This window comes from Klebsiella sp. RCJ4, from assembly GCF_009025755.1.
Classification (GTDB): Bacteria; Pseudomonadota; Gammaproteobacteria; order Enterobacterales; family Enterobacteriaceae; genus Klebsiella; species Klebsiella michiganensis.
In genome coordinates this window covers 343518-359220 of sequence record NZ_WCIN01000043.1, presented here as the reverse complement: position 1 = coordinate 359220, position 15703 = coordinate 343518, and the positions used below count along the sequence as shown (strand labels likewise).

The following is a 15703-nucleotide window of genomic DNA, read 5'->3' as shown; positions in this document are numbered from 1 at the left end:
GAAACCTGCTCCCCGGCCGCGCGCCGGGGAAACTCATCGTAGAGAAGGATGTGAATTATGCAAAACACCCAACCGCAACATACCCCGCTGTGGCAGCGCTATCTGACCACGAAAGCGCAATCCTCCGCGAAATACGCCCGCGATATCGCCGCCGAAATGGGGATTAGCGAAGCCGAGCTGACCGAAGCCCGCCTGGGCTACGATGCCGTACGTCTGCAGGACGACGCCCGCGCCATTCTGACGGCGCTGGAAACCGTGGGGGAAACCAAATGCATCTGCCGCAACGAATACGCGGTGCATGAGCAGGTCGGCGAATTTACCCATCAGCATCTGAGCGGCCACGCCGGGCTGGTGCTTAATCCGCGCGCCCTCGATCTGCGCCTGTTTCTCAGCCAGTGGGCCAGCGCTTTTCGCCTGAACGACAACGGCCGCCAGAGCATCCAGTTCTTCGATCCGCACGGCGACGCGTTGCTCAAGGTTTACACCACCGGCAATACCGACATGGCGGCCTGGGATGCGCTGATTGCCGGGCATACGCAGCAATCGCCTGCCCCGCTGGCGATTCGCCCGGCCGAACCGCTGAAATATGCCGACTCCGCCGACGCGGCGGCGCTGGAAAATGAATGGCGGGCCATGACCGACGTTCACCAGTTCTTCGGCCTGCTGAGAAAATATAGCCTGTCGCGCCAGCAGGCTTTCCGTCTGGTCAGCGACGACCTCGCCTGCCGGATTGACACCCAGACGCTGCCGGGCCTGCTGGAAACCATCCGCCAGGATGGCAACGAGATCATGATTTTTGTCGGCAACCGCGGCTGCGTGCAGATCTTCACCGGCGCGCTGGAGAAGGTCGCCCCGATGCGCGGCTGGCTGAATATCTTCAACCCCACGTTTACCCTGCATCTGCGCGAGGAGAGCGTGGATGAGATCTGGGTGACCCGCAAACCGACCTCTGACGGCCACGTCACCAGCGTCGAGCTGTTTGCCAAAGACGGCACGCAGATCGCACAGCTGTTCGGTCAACGCAGCGAAGGCCACCCGGAGCAGGCGCAGTGGCGTGCGCAGGTCGATCGTTTGACCACCGAAGGTCTACTCGCATGAAGCGCTGGCTGATATTACTTGCGGCGTTTCCGCTGTTGGCCAGCGCCGCCGCCGAGCGGATTGTGTCACTCGGCGGCGACGTCACGGAGGTAGTTTACGCCCTCGATGCCCAGCGGCAGCTGGTGGCAAAAGACAGTACCAGCACCTGGCCTGCCGCCGCGCAGAGCCTGCCGGATGTGGGCTATATCCGCCAGCTGAACGCCGAGGGGATCCTCTCCCTGCGGCCGACGCTGGTGCTGGCCAGCGCCCAGGCGCAGCCCTCGCTGGTGCTGAAAAAGGTTGAAGAGAATAAGGTTAAGGTGATCAACGTCCCGGGCGGCTACGACCTGCCGGCAATCGAGGCAAAAATTGGCGTGATTGCCGACGCCCTTGGTAAGCAGAGCGAAGGTAACGCCCTGCGCCAGAAGATTCATCAGCAGATCGCGCAAATTCCGTCGCAGCCCGTGAACAAGCGGGTGCTGTTTATTCTCAGCCACGGCGGCATGAATACCATGGTGGCCGGGAAACAAACCGCGGCGGATGGCGCAATCAGGGCGGCCGGGCTGCAAAATGCCATGCAGAACTTCGACCATTATCGCAGCATGTCGCAGGAGGGCGTTATCGCCAGTAAACCGGACCTGGTGGTGATCTCCGCCGATGGGCTGAAAGGCATGGGCGGCGAAGCCGGGCTCTGGAAGCTACCGGGGCTGGCGCAGACGCCTGCGGGACGCCATAAGCAGGTACTGGTGATAGATGATATGGCCCTGCTCGGCTTTGGTCCGCGCACCCCGCAGGCGGTGCTCGCGCTGCGGCAAAAAGCGGAGCAGCTGCCCTGATGCGCTCCCACCCTGCCCGTCATCTGTGGTTAATGACGCTGCTGCTGATTGTCCTGACGCTGCTCGCCACGACCCTGGGCGCCATGCGTCTGCCGTTGGCCAGCCTGCTGCCCTCCGGCGATGAGATCCTGAGAAACATCTGGCTGACCATTCGTTTGCCGCGAGTGCTGCTGGCGCTGCTGGTCGGCGCCGCGCTGGCGCTCTCCGGCTGCGTGATGCAGGGGCTGTTTCGCAACCCCCTCGCCGATCCGGGGCTGTTAGGGATCAGCGGCGGCGCGGCGCTGGCGGTCGCCTGCTGGCTGGTGCTGCCTCTGTCGGTGCCGCTGCTCGTGGCGCTGTACGCCCCGATGCTGGCGGCGTTTATCGGCAGCATGGCGGTGATGGTGGTGATTTTTATCCTCAGCCGGGCGGGAGACGCCTCGCTTTCGCGCCTGCTGCTGGTCGGCATCGCCATTAACGCCCTGTGCGGCGCGCTGGTCGGGGTACTGGCGTGGATCAGCAACGATACCCAGCTGCGCCAGCTTTCGCTTTGGGGGATGGGCAGCCTCGGGCAGGCGGAATGGTCGACGCTGCTGGTGGCGGCCACGCTGATGATCCCGGCCTCTCTCGTGGTGTGGGCGATGGCTTCACGGCTTAACCTGCTGCAGCTGGGCGATGAAGAGGCGCACTACCTCGGCGTCAACGTTCGCGCCCTGCAGCGGCTACTGCTGCTGTGCAGCGCATTGCTGGTGGCGTCGGCGGTGGCTATCAGCGGCATTATCGGCTTTATCGGTCTGGTCGTGCCGCATTTGATGCGGATGTGGCTGGGGCCGGACCATCGCGGCCTGGTCCCCGGTTCGCTGCTGTGCGGCGCGATGTTACTGCTGCTGGCCGACACGCTGGCGCGTACCGTTGCCGCCCCCGCCGAGATGCCGGTCGGGCTGTTGACCAGCGTACTCGGCGCGCCGTGGTTTCTGTGGCTGATTTTTCGTCGGGAGAAAGAGCCCCATGGATAACCGCTATAGCGCGCGTTCGCTGTCGCTGCGTCTGGGTAACCGGCAGATTATTCATGATGTTTCGCTCCAGCTCTGCGGCGGTGGGATGACGGCATTGATTGGCCCCAACGGCGCCGGTAAATCAACCCTGCTGCGCCTGTTGACCGGTTATTTAACGCCCGACGGTGGCGAACGGGTGGTGGAAGGCCGTCCGCTGGAGAGCTGGTCGGCAGAAACGCTTTCCCGCCGGCGGGCGGTGATGCTGCAGCGTACCCAGCTTCACGCCGACTGGCCGGTTGAGACGGTTATCGCCATGGGCCGTTCGCCGTGGGGCGGCGTAGCAAATGAGGAGATGATCCGCCGGGTGATGGAAGAGACCGGCTGCGATCATCTGGCCGGGAGACGCTACCCTTCCCTCTCCGGCGGCGAACAGCAGCGGGTGCAGCTGGCCCGCTGTCTGGCACAGCTGTGGCGCGATGGCGCCCCCGAGGGCTGGCTGTTTCTCGATGAGCCCACTTCGGCGCTGGATCTCTATTACCAGCAGCACCTGCTGCGCCTGCTCAAACGCCTGACCCGCAGCAGCCGGCTGCACGTCTGCATAGTGCTGCACGACCTGAACCTCGCGGCGCTGTGGGCCGACCGGATTCTGCTGCTGTATCAGGGGAAGCTGGTAGCCGAGGGCACGCCGCAGGAGGTGATCCAGCAGCCGATTATCAGCCGCTGGTACGGCGCGGAGGTCAGCATGGGTGAACATCCCGATGCGGCCGTTCCACAGGTCTATCTGGCGCCGTGAACTGATAGCAGTGTTGCGCCAGAATAGCCCGATGCCAGCCAATAATCCTTTCCCGGCTCGCGCTGCGCTTAGTCGGGCTATAATTCGTGCGGTATGTAGCCCGGCGAAGGCGTCAGCCGCGCCCGGAGGACTCCATAAGGGCGCACGTTGTCAGTAAGGCATTGACGTCCGTTCCGTTCGTGATTAGCCGGTTACGGTCTTGAAGCCGTGCCATCCGGCGTCCGCGCCATCGTCCATGACGGAATGCCACCTTCGCACGGATACTTCGCCGCTTTGGCCTCATCAAGGTCAATTCCCAGACCCGGTTTATTATTTAGGTAGGCATAACCGTGGTCTATCTCCGGGCATCCCGGGAAGACATCGCGCAAGGCATCATTCATCGGCGTGTACTCCTGAATACCGAAGTTGGGCGAGCTAAGATCAAGGTGCATGTTCGCGCAAACCCCAACCGGTGAGATATCACCAGGCCCATGCCATGCGGTGCGCACACCGTTAAACTCGCTATACACCGCCAGTTTCTTAGCTGGCGTAATCCCGCCGATAGTGCTGACGTGGCAGCGGATATAATCGATCAGCTTATTGTCGATTAAGGGTTTCCACTCATTCACATTCACAAACAGCTCCCCCATAGAGATCGGCGTGGAGGCCTGCTGGCGGAGCATTTTAAGCCAGTCGATATTTTCCGGGGCGACAGGATCTTCAAGGTAGAAGAGCTGATATTGTTCAAGCGTTTTGGCGAGATGAATTGCGGTTACCGGCGTCACGCGCTCATGCACGTCATGAATGAACTCAATACCGAATCCCAGCTTGTTGCGCAGATGGTCAAACAGGCGAGGAACGCTTTTAGCATAAGCGTCCGGGTCAAAATAGATTCCCGGCGTTTTGCTGCGCGGGGAACGCTTCGGTTGGATATTTTTCGCCCGCGCCAGCTGGGTCGCAATAAGCTTAAGATCGTCGGTACCCGCGCCGCCGTACATCCCCATCTGACAGCGTACGTACTGGTATCCCTCTTCCATTCTGGCGCGGATATTGTCCTCGACTTCAACTTCGTCCCCGCCATCGGTATGGCAATACAGCGGAATGCCGTCGCGGCATTTACCACCTAACAAATCATACACCGGCATGCCCGCCAGCTTACCTTTAATATCCCACAGCGCCATATCCACACCGGATAGCGCGTTGTTCATAATCGGTCCGCTGCGCCAGTAGCCGCTGACCGCGCCAGACTGCCAGATATCTTCAATTCGCGTGGGATCTTTGCCAATGAGAAAAGGCGCCATGTATTCATCTATAGCGCTTTTCACGGCGAAGATTCGCTGGGTAAACGTCGCACAGCCCAAGCCATACAGGCCTGGCTCGTTGGTTTCGACCTTCACAACCGCCAGATCAATGCCGCCGGGCGCCGTCAGAATCGTTTTCACGTTGGTGATTTTCAGGTTACTCACTTTAACTCCTCAGTTCACAGAATTAACTGCCTGCCATGCTGTAAGCGAATATCATCGCCACATTTGTAAGTTGTCCTACAACTTTGCGTTGTTATAACACGACGATTAGCGGCTCGTAACCTCAATCTTTATTTCTGTGATCGCGATCATGCCAGCAAACAAAAAAGATTAAAAAAACAATATATACAATAAGTTATATAAAACACCTCATTTAAACAGGAGTTGTGTTTGTGATCTATATTGCAAATTTATTTTTAGCTTATTGCTTTTGCCTCACCAAAAAATCAAGCTTAAATAAGACAGTCGTCATACAAGTAAAATTAAGCGAGGAAATAAAAATGAGCGCATTATTCGATTTAACGGGAAAAACGGCTCTGGTCACCGGTTCGGCGCGCGGTCTGGGGTTTGCCTATGCGGAAGGCCTCGCCGTGGCAGGCGCCAGAGTGATACTGAACGATATTCGCGAAACGCTGCTGGCAGAGTCGGTCGATGTGTTGGCAAGTAAAGGCTACAGCGCGCACGGCGCGGCGTTCGACGTCACCAGCGAAGATGCGATTGAGAAAGCCTTTAGCAAACTGGATGCACAGGGCATTCACGTGGATATTTTGATAAACAACGCTGGGATTCAATACCGCAAGCCGATGGTAGAGCTGGAGCTGGAAAACTGGCAAAAAGTGATTGATACCAACCTGACCAGCGCATTTCTGGTCTCGCGCGCCGCGGCAAAACGAATGATCGCCCGCCGGTCCGGCGGTAAAATTGTCAATATTGGTTCGCTAACCAGCCAGGCTGCACGGCCTACCGTCGCTCCCTACACGGCGGCAAAAGGGGGGATCAAAATGCTCACCTGCTCCATGGCGGCGGAGTGGGCACAGTTCAATATACAGAGCAACGCCATTGGTCCAGGGTATATTTTGACCGATATGAATACCGCCCTTATCGAAGATAAGCAGTTTGATAGCTGGGTGAAAAACAGCAACCCATCGCAGCGCTGGGGCCGCCCGGAAGAATTGATTGGTACTGCGGTTTTCTTGTCCTCGAAAGCCTCAGATTATATCAACGGACAGATTATTTACGTCGACGGCGGCTGGTTGGCGGTTCTGTAATATCGCGGTGCATTCAGCATTTTTGCCTTTAAAATTTTCGGCGTGCCTGAATATTTACTATACGGGTCTGCCGATATCACACAGGTATAATTATGAAGGCTTCAAGATCACGACTCTTTATTCTCACATTGTTATTTATTGTCACCGCTATTAACTATATGGATCGCGCCAATCTTGCAGTCGCAGGCTCAAATATCCAGGATGACTTTAGTTTAACACCGACGCAGCTCGGTTTACTTTTTTCTATGTTCACCTGGGCATATGCAGCTAGCCAGATCCCCGTAGGCTATATTCTTGACAGAATAGGCTCCCGCATTCTGTACGGTGGCGCTATTATTTTATGGAGCGTATTTACTTTTATGATGGGCTTTTCATCCCACCATCTTTTCTCGACAGCGACGGCATCCTTCGTCATGCTATTAGCTTGCCGGGCGTTAATTGGTGTCGCCGAAGCACCGTCATTCCCCTCTAATACAAAAATTATTGCTACCTGGTTTCCGGATCATGAACGAGCAAGAGCTACCGCCATATACTCCAGCGCACAATATATTGGTCTGGCTCTACTGACTCCAGCGTTGTCTTTTATCGTCGCCAATTATGGTTGGGAAATGTCATTCTATTTATCCGGCGGCGCGGGAATACTGTTTGGCATATACTGGCTGATATATTATCGCGACCCGCAGCACAGCACTACGGTGAATCAGGCAGAGCTTGATTACATCAAGGCTGGAGGCGGCTATGGCTCAGAGAACCAATCCGCCGTCAGTACAAAAATTGGCTGGCAGGATATTAAATTCTTCCTCTGCCGGAAGACCGTCTGGGGCCTGTTCATTACGCAGTTTGCCTGTTCCTCAACGCTCTATTTTTTTCTCACCTGGTTTATTGTTTATCTGGAAAAAGGGCTGCACCTTTCCATATCAAAAGCAGGGGTTGGCGCCATGCTACCTTATATTATGGCAATGTTTGGAGTGCTATGCGGTGGCACACTCAGTGATTTACTGCTGAAAAAAGGAAAATCCAGAACTTTTGCCCGTAAATTACCAGTAATGGCTGGTTTATTAGTTACAATGATTATTGCTTTAGTTAACTTTTTTGAAGACCAGCCGATTATTGCTATTGTGATACTTTCCATTGCTTTTTTCGCCAATGCCTTTTCAAATTTAGGCTGGGTAGTGTGGAGCGATGTCATTCCGCGAAATTTCCTCGGAACCATGGGCGGTTTTTTAAATATATGCGGAAATCTTTCCGGGATCGTCAGCCCGATTGTTATCGGGATCATTCTTGAGCGCACTCAAAATTTCCAATATGCCATGTGGTATATCGCCGCCGTCGCCGGACTGGGTCTGCTGGCCTATATCTTTCTGGTAGGTAAAATAGAAGTTATTTTACCCGGAGAGGATAATCCAGATAGCCGCGATAATAACGCATTGCACCCGGCAACAAATAATAAATCCTGAGGTAATTATGAACACTGAGAAAATAACCTGTAACGCCTGTCTGGCACATGCTGAAAAAGACGTGCGGTTTGCAACACGCGATATTGAATACGGCAAGCATGATGTGTTGGTTAAAGTGGCCTACGGCGGGATCTGCGGTTCAGACATTCACTATTATCAACATGGTCGCGCGGGTATGTCGATTTTGAAACACCCCATGGTCATCGGCCATGAATTTGTTGGCGTGGTGGAAAAATGTCCGGCAGAGAGCGGGTTAAAGGTTGGTCAAACCGTTGCTATCAACCCCTCTTGCCCGTGTAACCAATGTGAGATGTGTCTTTCGGGCAAACAAAACATGTGTAGCTCAATGCGCTTTATGGGAAGCGCGCAGTTTAACCCGCACGTGAATGGCGGCTTTTCTGAATACGTAGCGGTTAAGCCGGAACAATGTATTGCATACGATAGTCGGGTGCCGGCCAACGTCATGGCTTTTTCCGAACCTCTGGCCGTTGCCATTCACGCGGTGAAAATGGCAGGCCAGTTGGCTGGAAAACGTGTACTGGTGATTGGGGCAGGCCCTATCGGCTGCCTGATTCTGGCAGCGGCCAAAAGCGCAGGCGCCTCTGATGTGGTGGCCTGCGATTTAAGCCCGCGGTGTCTGGAACTGGCGCATCAGATGGGCGCCACTGCAGTGATGGATCCTCGGGATGAAAAGCGCAGCGCGTATTATCAGCAAAACAGAGGCTACTTCGACATAGTCTTCGAAGCCTCCGGCGCACCTGCGGCGATAGCATCAACGGTGGATTTCACCCGCCCAACCGGAACGATTGTACAAGTGGGTATAGGCGTAAGCCCGATAACCTGGCCGGTCTCTGCCATGCTGGTCAAAGAAATTAATCTGGTAGGCTCGTTCCGGTTTATTGACGAATTTACTACCGCAGTGCGCTGGCTCGAAGATGGCCGCATTAATCCGCGCCCGCTAATTAGCGCCGAATTCTCCCCTGACAGCATTGAACAGGCATTGATAACCGCGGCGGACAAAAATATCTCAGCTAAGGTCCTCATTCGCTTTGAATAACCGCGATAAGCGCCCGGTCGGGCGCTTTGTTCTTAAAAGTGAATGTTATACAATGCTGCAATTCTCAGCACTCTACCGGACAGCGATCTTGAGCATAAAATCCATTCAAAAACAGAACGTTGTAAATGAAATTTATGATCAGATCAGCGCAAAGCTGCTGGATGGGAGCTGGCCGCCGGGTAGCCGCCTTCCGTCTGAAGCGGAGCTGACCGCTTCCTTTAACGTTAGCAGGGTCAGCGTGCGCAGCGCTGTCCAGCGCTTTCGCGATCTCGGCATCGTCGTCACTCGTCAGGGGAGCGGTAGCTACGTAAGCGATCACTTTACGCCGCAGATGCTGAGCAACGATCCTCGTCCCATCATGCATCTTAGCCGCGAAGAGTTTCACGATATGATGATCTTCCGCCAGACCGTGGAGTTCAAATGCGTGGAGCTGGCCGTTACTCATGCCACGGAAGAGGACATTCTTGAGCTCGAACAGGCGCTCAACAATATGCTGATTAACAAAGGCGACTACAAAAAGTATTCGGAGGCAGACTACGCTTTCCATCTGGCTATCGTCAGGGCCTCACACAACAGCGTCTTTTATAACGTAATGAATTCAATAAAAGATATTTATTACTATTATCTTGAGGAGCTGAATCGCGCGCTCGGTATCACCCTTGAGAGCGTAGAAGCCCATATCAAAGTCTACATGTCGATAAAAAATCGCGATGCCAGTACAGCAGTGAAAGTACTTAACGAAGCCATGTCGGAGAACGTTACCGCCATTGATAAAATTAAGTCTTCAACCAGCAGCAACAATTGATTAATCGCCCTCCCCTCTTATTACAACTTTCCGTTGCCGGTATCGCTACCGACAACGGCGGTTTTATAGTGCGTTAGAAAATTGCCCGATACAGCGCTTTAATCTCTTCCAGATTAGTGTCACGCGGGTTGCCGCCGGTGCACACATCCGCCAGAGCCGCCGCCGCAAGGGCATCAATATCCTCTTCTTTCATACCGACATCGCGCAGGCGCGCCGGGATATTGACGTCGCGATTCAGCTGCGCCACCGCCTCAATGGCTGCCTGACGCGCTTCGGCAATCGGCAGAGTTGACGCCTGCTTGTTGCCGAGGGCCACCGCGATGTCGCGATATTTTTCGCCAGTATATTCGGCGTTGTAGGCCATGATATGCGGCAGCAGCACCGCGTTAGCCACGCCGTGCGGCGTACCGTAGAACGCGCCCAGCGGGTGGGCCATACCGTGGACCAGCCCCAGACCAACGTTTGAGAAGCCCATTCCGGCAATATACTGCCCCAGCGCCATCCCTTCCGCGCCCTGCGCCTCGCCCTGAACGGAAGCACGCAGCGAGCGGCCAATCACCTCGATAGCCTTCAGATGCAGCATGTCGGTGAGTTCCCATGCGCCTTTGGTGATGTAGCCTTCAATCGCATGGGTTAGCGCGTCGACGCCGGTCGCCGCCTTCAGGCTGGCCGGCATGCTGCTCATCATGTCGGCATCGATGATCGCCACTACCGGGATATCGTGCGGGTCGTAGCAAACAAATTTGCGCCGATTCTGTACATCGGTAATCACGTAGTTGATGGTGACTTCGGCTGCCGTACCGGCGGTGGTTGGGATGGCAATCATCGGCACGGCGGCGTTTTTCGTCTCCGCCCCGCCTTCAAGACTGCGGACGTCGGCGAACTCAGGGTTATTAATGATGATGCCTATCGCCTTACAGGTATCCTGCGGTGAGCCGCCGCCGATAGCGATCAGGTAGTCGGCGCCCGACTGTTTAAACGTCTCTACGCCCTGCTGCACAACCTCAATCGTGGGATTCGGGACCACTTCATCAAAAATGCTGTAAGGCAGCCCGGCTTCGTCGAGAATAGCAAAAACTTTTGTGGCGACGTTAAAACGAATCAGATCCTTATCCGTGACCACCAACGCTTTTTTGAAGCCGCGTTTTTTAACTTCATCAACGATACAGCGAATCGAACCTGGGCCAAAATACGAGGTTTCGTTTAAAATCATTCTGTAAGCCATTTGTGCTCCCTCAATTCGAGTGTTTGATAACCATAATATTTAGCCCTACAGTAACGTGACTGGCGCGGCCATTTTATTATTTCATATCAAATAACACCCTAATTGCCCGGCACGCTATTGCAGTTAATTAACCCATCGCACATTAGCCATGAGATTTGTCCAGCATACTGGACATCAGCGAGCATCAACTTTAATGACGCCCAGGGACACCAACAGTAATATATACCCGTCATACTTCAAGTTGCTTATGTGCTGGCTACGCTCATTCCCCCCAGTCACATAGTTATCTATGCTCCTGGGGACTAATGAGAGGCTCCTGCCTCTCACCGGAGGCCAGCCTTCGGCTGGTCAAATTCGTTCCCGACGAATTTGTCACTCCCTTGCCGCCTTTAAGCAACTCGAATTATTTTGGGTATAGACCTGAGAAAGATATTATCTCATGATGGATATTATTGAACTGGATCACATTATTTTATCATTTACTGCCGATACGCATTCGTATAGCCAAAAAGATATCTCTGCAGAAGCACAACAGAAACAGGAGGGACTCATGACGCTTAAGCCGGCGCACGTTAGAAACTGCCTTCGATTATTCTCTATACCTCTTTCTTATCCGTCTCCTTATCTCGCCGCCCGCCAACATCAAGTGCATCAGATGGTCATATCGTCGACTTAACACTTTAGAAACAAAAGCATCATTTCCTCAACAAAGCGGCCATCCCAGGCCGTTGGCTATCGATTAAAAACCTCTAATAAGAATTATCTGTCATTATTCATAATTGCTTATCGGCCTGTCGATAGCAAAACATCTTTTTCTTAAGAGTCGCGAGCTCTCATTATTAAGAATATTCTCTATCATTTGCGAGATATTAATTGTTAAAAATCTAAAAACATAAAAAAAACAGTCAAGATCTCTATCTTTATTGCAAACAACATTACCTCTTGTTAATATGGCCCTTGACATATATTATTTATTATAAAAATACCATTTATGATGCTTATTAATTTTTATTCTAATCACCTGACCATACTTCTCCAACGGCAGCAGTAAATGTCTGACTTTATAAATTGACATTTCGCACTTGTCCGCTAACTCACGAGTAAGTAACCCTTCAGGTTCATGTTCTTTTAATACATAAAGAATATACTCCTGCTCTGGTACGATTACCCCGGCGAATTTATTGATGCCCATTGAATTCATCAATACTCGTAAATTCTCAACTGCGGTTACAGAATTTTGATGCGAATGCGGTGTACAGGACGAAAATGAAATCTTCATGAGTCAGCTCCTTCTGTCATTAAGTACACGGCAGTATGGATTGACCCTACGAAAACGGCAACATTAGCTTTAAATTTCAACTTAAACAGTACATTTATCTGAAATTCACTTTTTTTTATGATAAAAACCCTGATATAAAGAGTGAATTTTTAATTCCGTGCGGAGATAAAAATGCGGTTCGATATAGAGGGATTTATTACATTTGATACTGAGGAAGCATCCCTGGTCAATCTGTTGACCGGTGATTGTATTGAACTCTCTGCTACTTCCACTCGCCTCCTGACCAATCTGTTACAATACCGTGGGGATATTATCTCTCGCGTTGACATTTTTCAGTCGGTGTTTGAAAAATATGGCGCCAGACCTTCTAATAGCAACCTGAATCAATACATCTCAACGCTGCGTCGCAGCCTTGCGGATCTGGGCGTTGAGAAAAATGTGATTATTACGGTACCGCGAATTGGCTTTAAAATTTCTGAGGAAGTCATTATCACCAGCGACAATGATTACTCCTCCTCTTTCACTCTCCCGACGCTGGCCCCAGAACTTCCCAGACGTAGTTTGCTGTGGCAACACCGCAAAGTCGCCATTTTATTTATCCCGTTGGTGATAGCTTTGATGCTGCTTTCACAGTTTTTTACCCATCAAAAACAGTCCCCTACAGCGATTTTTACTCAGGATAAATGTATTTTTTATGGCGCAGGAGCGCTACGCGCGGGGGAAATACTCAGAAATAAAAAGCTGTTCCCCTCGGGGCTCGATTGTTCTACACCCAAGAAAATTTATCTTTTCAACCGACAATTAAATCAGGAACAGGACTTAGGTATTTATATGGATATATTCATACTCAAATGCGATATGAAGTACCAGCAGTGCCACAGTTACTACTATAAGGAAATAAAAAATGCGTAAATACGCTTTTATCGCGCTGGCCTGTACGCTAACGCTGGCATTAGCTACCATCCTGTACATTTGTTTCAACAGCCATGACGCTTTCTCCTGTAAATCACAATACGATCTTACAGAGGAAATAAATGAGAATGTTCTCCGCTCCCAGGGCTTGCTATCCGCTGAGTTTTCCAACCATCATCTTATAATCAACCTTGAGGGATTGCTCACCAGCGCGGGAGATAAATACATTGTCTCGCGCACCCTCTCCATCACATTAAAAAAAAGCGCCGCTGCGGGTCATCTTTTTTATATTTCTGATTCGCAAACCACTCGCCACAACGGTGATAATACGCCTGATAACATCGCGCAAAAAATCCTCTTTGGCAACCAAACAAATGATAGAATCATCTATATCAATCGCGTTAATGATGATACTATTTTATTCGGTAACCAAACGTTCCCACAATATGGTTGCCAGCGTCAAAAAAACAATCATTGATTGAGATTCATCTCATTAATTTTAATTATAAAGATATCATGACGATACATTTACTACCGACGTTAGCCAGCATCGCTAATATCATTGATATGATTAACCCACGGCTAAATCTGCACCATGTCAGAACGGCGTTTATCGCATCGCATCTGGCAAATTTAGTCAATTTTTCTGCGGCCCAGCGGCGTAAAACCATTCTCGCCGCTCTTATTCATGATGTCGGCGGATTAAATGAAAAGTCGCGCCTTGAGCCGCTCAACTACATCGATAATGAACATAATAATCACGCGCTAATCGGCAGCGAGTTGCTTAGCCGAATTCCGCTGTTTCGCCCGCTCAACAGAATCGTTCGCTATCATCACACCCGCTGGCGTAACGGTCTGGGGCGTTATATTGAAGGTGAGCGGGTACCCGAAGAGAGCCATCTGCTCTTCTTCGCTGACCGGCTGGATGTACTTTATTGCGAGCACCGTACCGACCATAGCGCCTTTTTAAGCAACAAGCTGGTCGACATCGTTGCTGCCGGAGCTAATATTTTTTATAAACAGGAGTATATTCAGGCCTTCAGAACGCTCTCCGCCGATGACCATTTCTGGTCTGTCATGGCATCCACCGACTATCGCGATTACATTAACGCGATCTCCGGCGTTCATAACGACACCCTCTCTTTACACAACCTCCGCGATATTGCTGAGCTGGTCTCTTTTATTATCGATCAATTCAGTCAGCAGACGCCCTGGCACTCCGCCGCCGTCGGGCACATTGCCGGTTATCTGGCGACAAAAATAGAAATGAGCGCGACGCAAGCGCTGAAAGTAGAAATTGGCGGGTTACTGCATAATATTTCCTGTCTGGATCATAGCCCGCCGTCAAAACGCGTTGGTGCGTCAGACAACGCCCGGCACACGCTTTATCCTATTGAAGGTATTGATGATATTTCTGAGTGGATGGCCATGCAAAATGGCCCCGCGCCGCTTCAATTACCCGAGGAAATCCTTACGCCAGAAGCCGTGCTTATCGCGGTGAGCCGACGGGTGGTCCATGCGCTAAATAGACCGAAAGCGGAAGAGAAGTCGCTGGCGCAGTTAATAAAAAATAACCCGGGAGAGGAAATTCCCCCGTTTATGTTATCCCTGATTGCCCAATATTCCCCACAAATTATCCAGGTCTATCGTGCAACCGCTGGCGAAATACAGGCGTTAATGAATCGCATTGCGCAACTCACGCATTCCCTTTAGAGGCTAACCCGGCCTAATCACAGACTCAGGCGCTCAATCCGCCGTCCAGAACCAGGGTTTGCCCGGTCATATACTGGCTCCCCTCACCGATTAAAAACGCCACCGCCTGCAGCACATCATCCGTTTCGCCCAATCGGCGTAGCGGTATCGCCTGGCGCATCTCTTTTAATTTTTGCGCGGGTATCTCTTCCAGCATCTCCGTACGGATCAGGCCCGGCGCCAGGCAGTTAACCCGAATGCCGAAACGCCCGACCTCCAGCGCCAGCGAGCGCGCAATACCGCTCATCGCCGCTTTACTCGCGGCGTACGCCGTCTGCCCCACGTTGCCCTTTAACGCGCTGACCGACGACATCATCACGATGGAGCCCCGCCGCTGCGTGAGCATCGCCGGCAGCAGCACCCGGTTCCAGTTCATCATCGCGATCACATTGGTGTCCAACACTTCGCGCCAGAGCGCGGCGTCCTGATGAATATGCAGGCCATCGCGAGCTATCCCGGCATTGTGAATAATCGCTTCCGGCGCCCCCCGCTCGGCCAGTAGCGCCTGCGCAAGCTGTTCAACCCGCGACGCGTCGTTGCCGTCGCAGACGTATCCCTGCACCCGGTGGGCGGAGTTTTCGCTCGCCGCCCGGGTGGCGTTAATCGCAGCCTCATCGCGGCCGGTAAAGACCACGTTCCGGCTTTGCGCCAGGCCGGTGACCAGCGCCCGGCCGATACCGCGGCTGCCGCCGGTCACTAATATCCATTGTTGCGTCATATCAGTTACCTGACTCTTTGCTGATGTGCTGACACAGTTCGCCCAGGGTGATCCCCGGATTGTGAATAAACCAGTCCGCCTCCAGGGTGATATTGAATTCACGTTTTGCCAGCACCATGAGCTCGACGTAGTCCAGGCTATCTAATTTCAGTCGAACCAGCGGCGTATTCTCATCAATCTCATCCGGTTCCAGGTCTTTCGCATCGCAAATCATTTCACATACTTTTTGCAGAACTTCATCATAGGCAGTCATAAATTATCCTTAAT

At 52.6% G+C, this 15703-nt stretch carries 17 protein-coding genes; 12 read left to right on the top strand and 5 right to left on the bottom strand.

The window, feature by feature from the left end; translation table 11 throughout:
* Positions 1-57 precede the first annotated feature (57 nt).
* The 4 genes from F8562_RS24575 to F8562_RS24560 are packed head-to-tail and all read left to right on the top strand — an operon-like array spanning position 58 to position 3680.
* Complete coding sequence (locus F8562_RS24575; protein ID WP_014839333.1) at positions 58-1098, top strand: hemin-degrading factor; 1041 nt, start codon at positions 58-60, stop codon at positions 1096-1098.
* Positions 1095-1913 carry a heme/hemin ABC transporter substrate-binding protein gene (locus F8562_RS24570; protein ID WP_014839334.1) on the top strand — a complete coding sequence of 273 codons (819 nt, stop codon included), beginning with the start codon at positions 1095-1097 and terminating at the stop codon, positions 1911-1913. Before F8562_RS24575 ends, F8562_RS24570 begins: the two co-directional genes overlap by 4 nt.
* Entirely contained in the window at positions 1913-2908 is a 996-nt protein-coding gene (locus F8562_RS24565) for a FecCD family ABC transporter permease (RefSeq protein WP_085520485.1), read from the top strand. The genes F8562_RS24570 and F8562_RS24565 overlap by 1 nt, the downstream gene beginning before the upstream one ends.
* Positions 2901-3680 (top strand): heme ABC transporter ATP-binding protein, encoded by a 780-nt coding sequence (locus F8562_RS24560; protein ID WP_014839336.1) that lies wholly within the window; start codon positions 2901-2903, stop codon positions 3678-3680. The genes F8562_RS24565 and F8562_RS24560 overlap by 8 nt, the downstream gene beginning before the upstream one ends.
* A gap of 191 nt (positions 3681-3871) precedes the next feature.
* Here F8562_RS24560 and F8562_RS24555 read toward each other — a convergent pair whose 3' ends face one another.
* Positions 3872-5125, bottom strand: coding sequence for an enolase C-terminal domain-like protein (locus tag F8562_RS24555; protein WP_014839337.1), 1254 nt, complete (start codon positions 5123-5125; stop codon positions 3872-3874).
* 338 nt (positions 5126-5463) lie between these two features.
* Between F8562_RS24555 and F8562_RS24550 the strand changes: the two genes are divergently transcribed.
* The 4 genes from F8562_RS24550 to F8562_RS24535 all read left to right on the top strand — a co-directional run bounded on the left by F8562_RS24550 (position 5464) and on the right by F8562_RS24535 (position 9550).
* Complete coding sequence (locus F8562_RS24550; RefSeq protein WP_014226555.1) at positions 5464-6231, top strand: SDR family oxidoreductase; 768 nt, start codon at positions 5464-5466, stop codon at positions 6229-6231.
* Positions 6232-6323: 92 nt separating this feature from the next.
* Positions 6324-7688 (top strand): MFS transporter, encoded by a 1365-nt coding sequence (locus F8562_RS24545; protein ID WP_042934152.1) that lies wholly within the window; start codon positions 6324-6326, stop codon positions 7686-7688.
* A 7-nt stretch (positions 7689-7695) separates the two neighbouring features.
* Entirely contained in the window at positions 7696-8745 is a 1050-nt protein-coding gene (idnD, locus tag F8562_RS24540; RefSeq protein ID WP_014839339.1) for an L-idonate 5-dehydrogenase, read from the top strand.
* An 88-nt stretch (positions 8746-8833) separates the two neighbouring features.
* Positions 8834-9550 (top strand): FadR/GntR family transcriptional regulator, encoded by a 717-nt coding sequence (locus F8562_RS24535; protein ID WP_014226558.1) that lies wholly within the window; start codon positions 8834-8836, stop codon positions 9548-9550.
* Between the two features lie 73 nt (positions 9551-9623).
* Here the strand turns inward: F8562_RS24535 and fucO are convergent, their stop codons facing one another.
* On the bottom strand, positions 9624-10775 hold the full coding sequence (gene fucO / locus F8562_RS24530) for a lactaldehyde reductase (protein ID WP_014226559.1): 1152 nt from the start codon (positions 10773-10775) through the stop codon (positions 9624-9626).
* Positions 10776-11214: 439 nt separating this feature from the next.
* Here fucO and F8562_RS24525 point away from each other — a divergent pair, with 439 nt between their 5' ends.
* Complete coding sequence (locus F8562_RS24525; protein WP_124235043.1) at positions 11215-11451, top strand: hypothetical protein; 237 nt, start codon at positions 11215-11217, stop codon at positions 11449-11451.
* A 291-nt stretch (positions 11452-11742) separates the two neighbouring features.
* Here the strand turns inward: F8562_RS24525 and F8562_RS24520 are convergent, their stop codons facing one another.
* Positions 11743-12054 carry a FaeA/PapI family transcriptional regulator gene (locus tag F8562_RS24520; RefSeq protein ID WP_014226560.1) on the bottom strand — a complete coding sequence of 104 codons (312 nt, stop codon included), beginning with the start codon at positions 12052-12054 and terminating at the stop codon, positions 11743-11745.
* Positions 12055-12225: 171 nt separating this feature from the next.
* Between F8562_RS24520 and F8562_RS24515 the strand changes: the two genes are divergently transcribed.
* The 3 genes from F8562_RS24515 to F8562_RS24505 are packed head-to-tail and all read left to right on the top strand — an operon-like array spanning position 12226 to position 14679.
* On the top strand, positions 12226-12966 hold the full coding sequence (locus tag F8562_RS24515; protein ID WP_014226561.1) for a winged helix-turn-helix domain-containing protein: 741 nt from the start codon (positions 12226-12228) through the stop codon (positions 12964-12966).
* A complete protein-coding gene (locus F8562_RS24510) occupies positions 12959-13444 on the top strand; it encodes a hypothetical protein (protein ID WP_014839344.1) in 486 nt (161 codons plus the stop codon). Before F8562_RS24515 ends, F8562_RS24510 begins: the two co-directional genes overlap by 8 nt.
* A gap of 38 nt (positions 13445-13482) precedes the next feature.
* Positions 13483-14679, top strand: coding sequence for an HD domain-containing protein (locus tag F8562_RS24505; protein ID WP_223239320.1), 1197 nt, complete (start codon positions 13483-13485; stop codon positions 14677-14679).
* A 25-nt stretch (positions 14680-14704) separates the two neighbouring features.
* Here the strand turns inward: F8562_RS24505 and F8562_RS24500 are convergent, their stop codons facing one another.
* On the bottom strand, positions 14705-15436 hold the full coding sequence (locus tag F8562_RS24500) for an SDR family NAD(P)-dependent oxidoreductase (RefSeq protein WP_014839345.1): 732 nt from the start codon (positions 15434-15436) through the stop codon (positions 14705-14707).
* A gap of 1 nt (position 15437) precedes the next feature.
* Positions 15438-15689: an acyl carrier protein gene (locus F8562_RS24495; protein ID WP_004853570.1), complete on the bottom strand. Its 252-nt coding sequence runs from the start codon at positions 15687-15689 to the stop codon at positions 15438-15440.
* Positions 15690-15703: the final 14 nt, after the last annotated feature.

Coding starts and splice junctions, on each gene's coding strand:
- F8562_RS24575 (WP_014839333.1), top strand. CDS start 58: ATGCAAAACACCCAACCGCAACATACCCCGCTGTGGCAGCGCTATCTG.
- F8562_RS24570 (WP_014839334.1), top strand. CDS start 1,095: ATGAAGCGCTGGCTGATATTACTTGCGGCGTTTCCGCTGTTGGCCAGC.
- F8562_RS24565 (WP_085520485.1), top strand. CDS start 1,913: ATGCGCTCCCACCCTGCCCGTCATCTGTGGTTAATGACGCTGCTGCTG.
- F8562_RS24560 (WP_014839336.1), top strand. CDS start 2,901: ATGGATAACCGCTATAGCGCGCGTTCGCTGTCGCTGCGTCTGGGTAAC.
- F8562_RS24550 (WP_014226555.1), top strand. CDS start 5,464: ATGAGCGCATTATTCGATTTAACGGGAAAAACGGCTCTGGTCACCGGT.
- F8562_RS24545 (WP_042934152.1), top strand. CDS start 6,324: ATGAAGGCTTCAAGATCACGACTCTTTATTCTCACATTGTTATTTATT.
- idnD (WP_014839339.1), top strand. CDS start 7,696: ATGAACACTGAGAAAATAACCTGTAACGCCTGTCTGGCACATGCTGAA.
- fucO (WP_014226559.1), bottom strand. CDS start 10,775: ATGGCTTACAGAATGATTTTAAACGAAACCTCGTATTTTGGCCCAGGT.
- F8562_RS24525 (WP_124235043.1), top strand. CDS start 11,215: ATGATGGATATTATTGAACTGGATCACATTATTTTATCATTTACTGCC.
- F8562_RS24520 (WP_014226560.1), bottom strand. CDS start 12,054: ATGAAGATTTCATTTTCGTCCTGTACACCGCATTCGCATCAAAATTCT.
- F8562_RS24515 (WP_014226561.1), top strand. CDS start 12,226: ATGCGGTTCGATATAGAGGGATTTATTACATTTGATACTGAGGAAGCA.
- F8562_RS24510 (WP_014839344.1), top strand. CDS start 12,959: ATGCGTAAATACGCTTTTATCGCGCTGGCCTGTACGCTAACGCTGGCA.
- F8562_RS24505 (WP_223239320.1), top strand. CDS start 13,483: ATGACGATACATTTACTACCGACGTTAGCCAGCATCGCTAATATCATT.
- F8562_RS24500 (WP_014839345.1), bottom strand. CDS start 15,436: ATGACGCAACAATGGATATTAGTGACCGGCGGCAGCCGCGGTATCGGC.
- F8562_RS24495 (WP_004853570.1), bottom strand. CDS start 15,689: ATGACTGCCTATGATGAAGTTCTGCAAAAAGTATGTGAAATGATTTGC.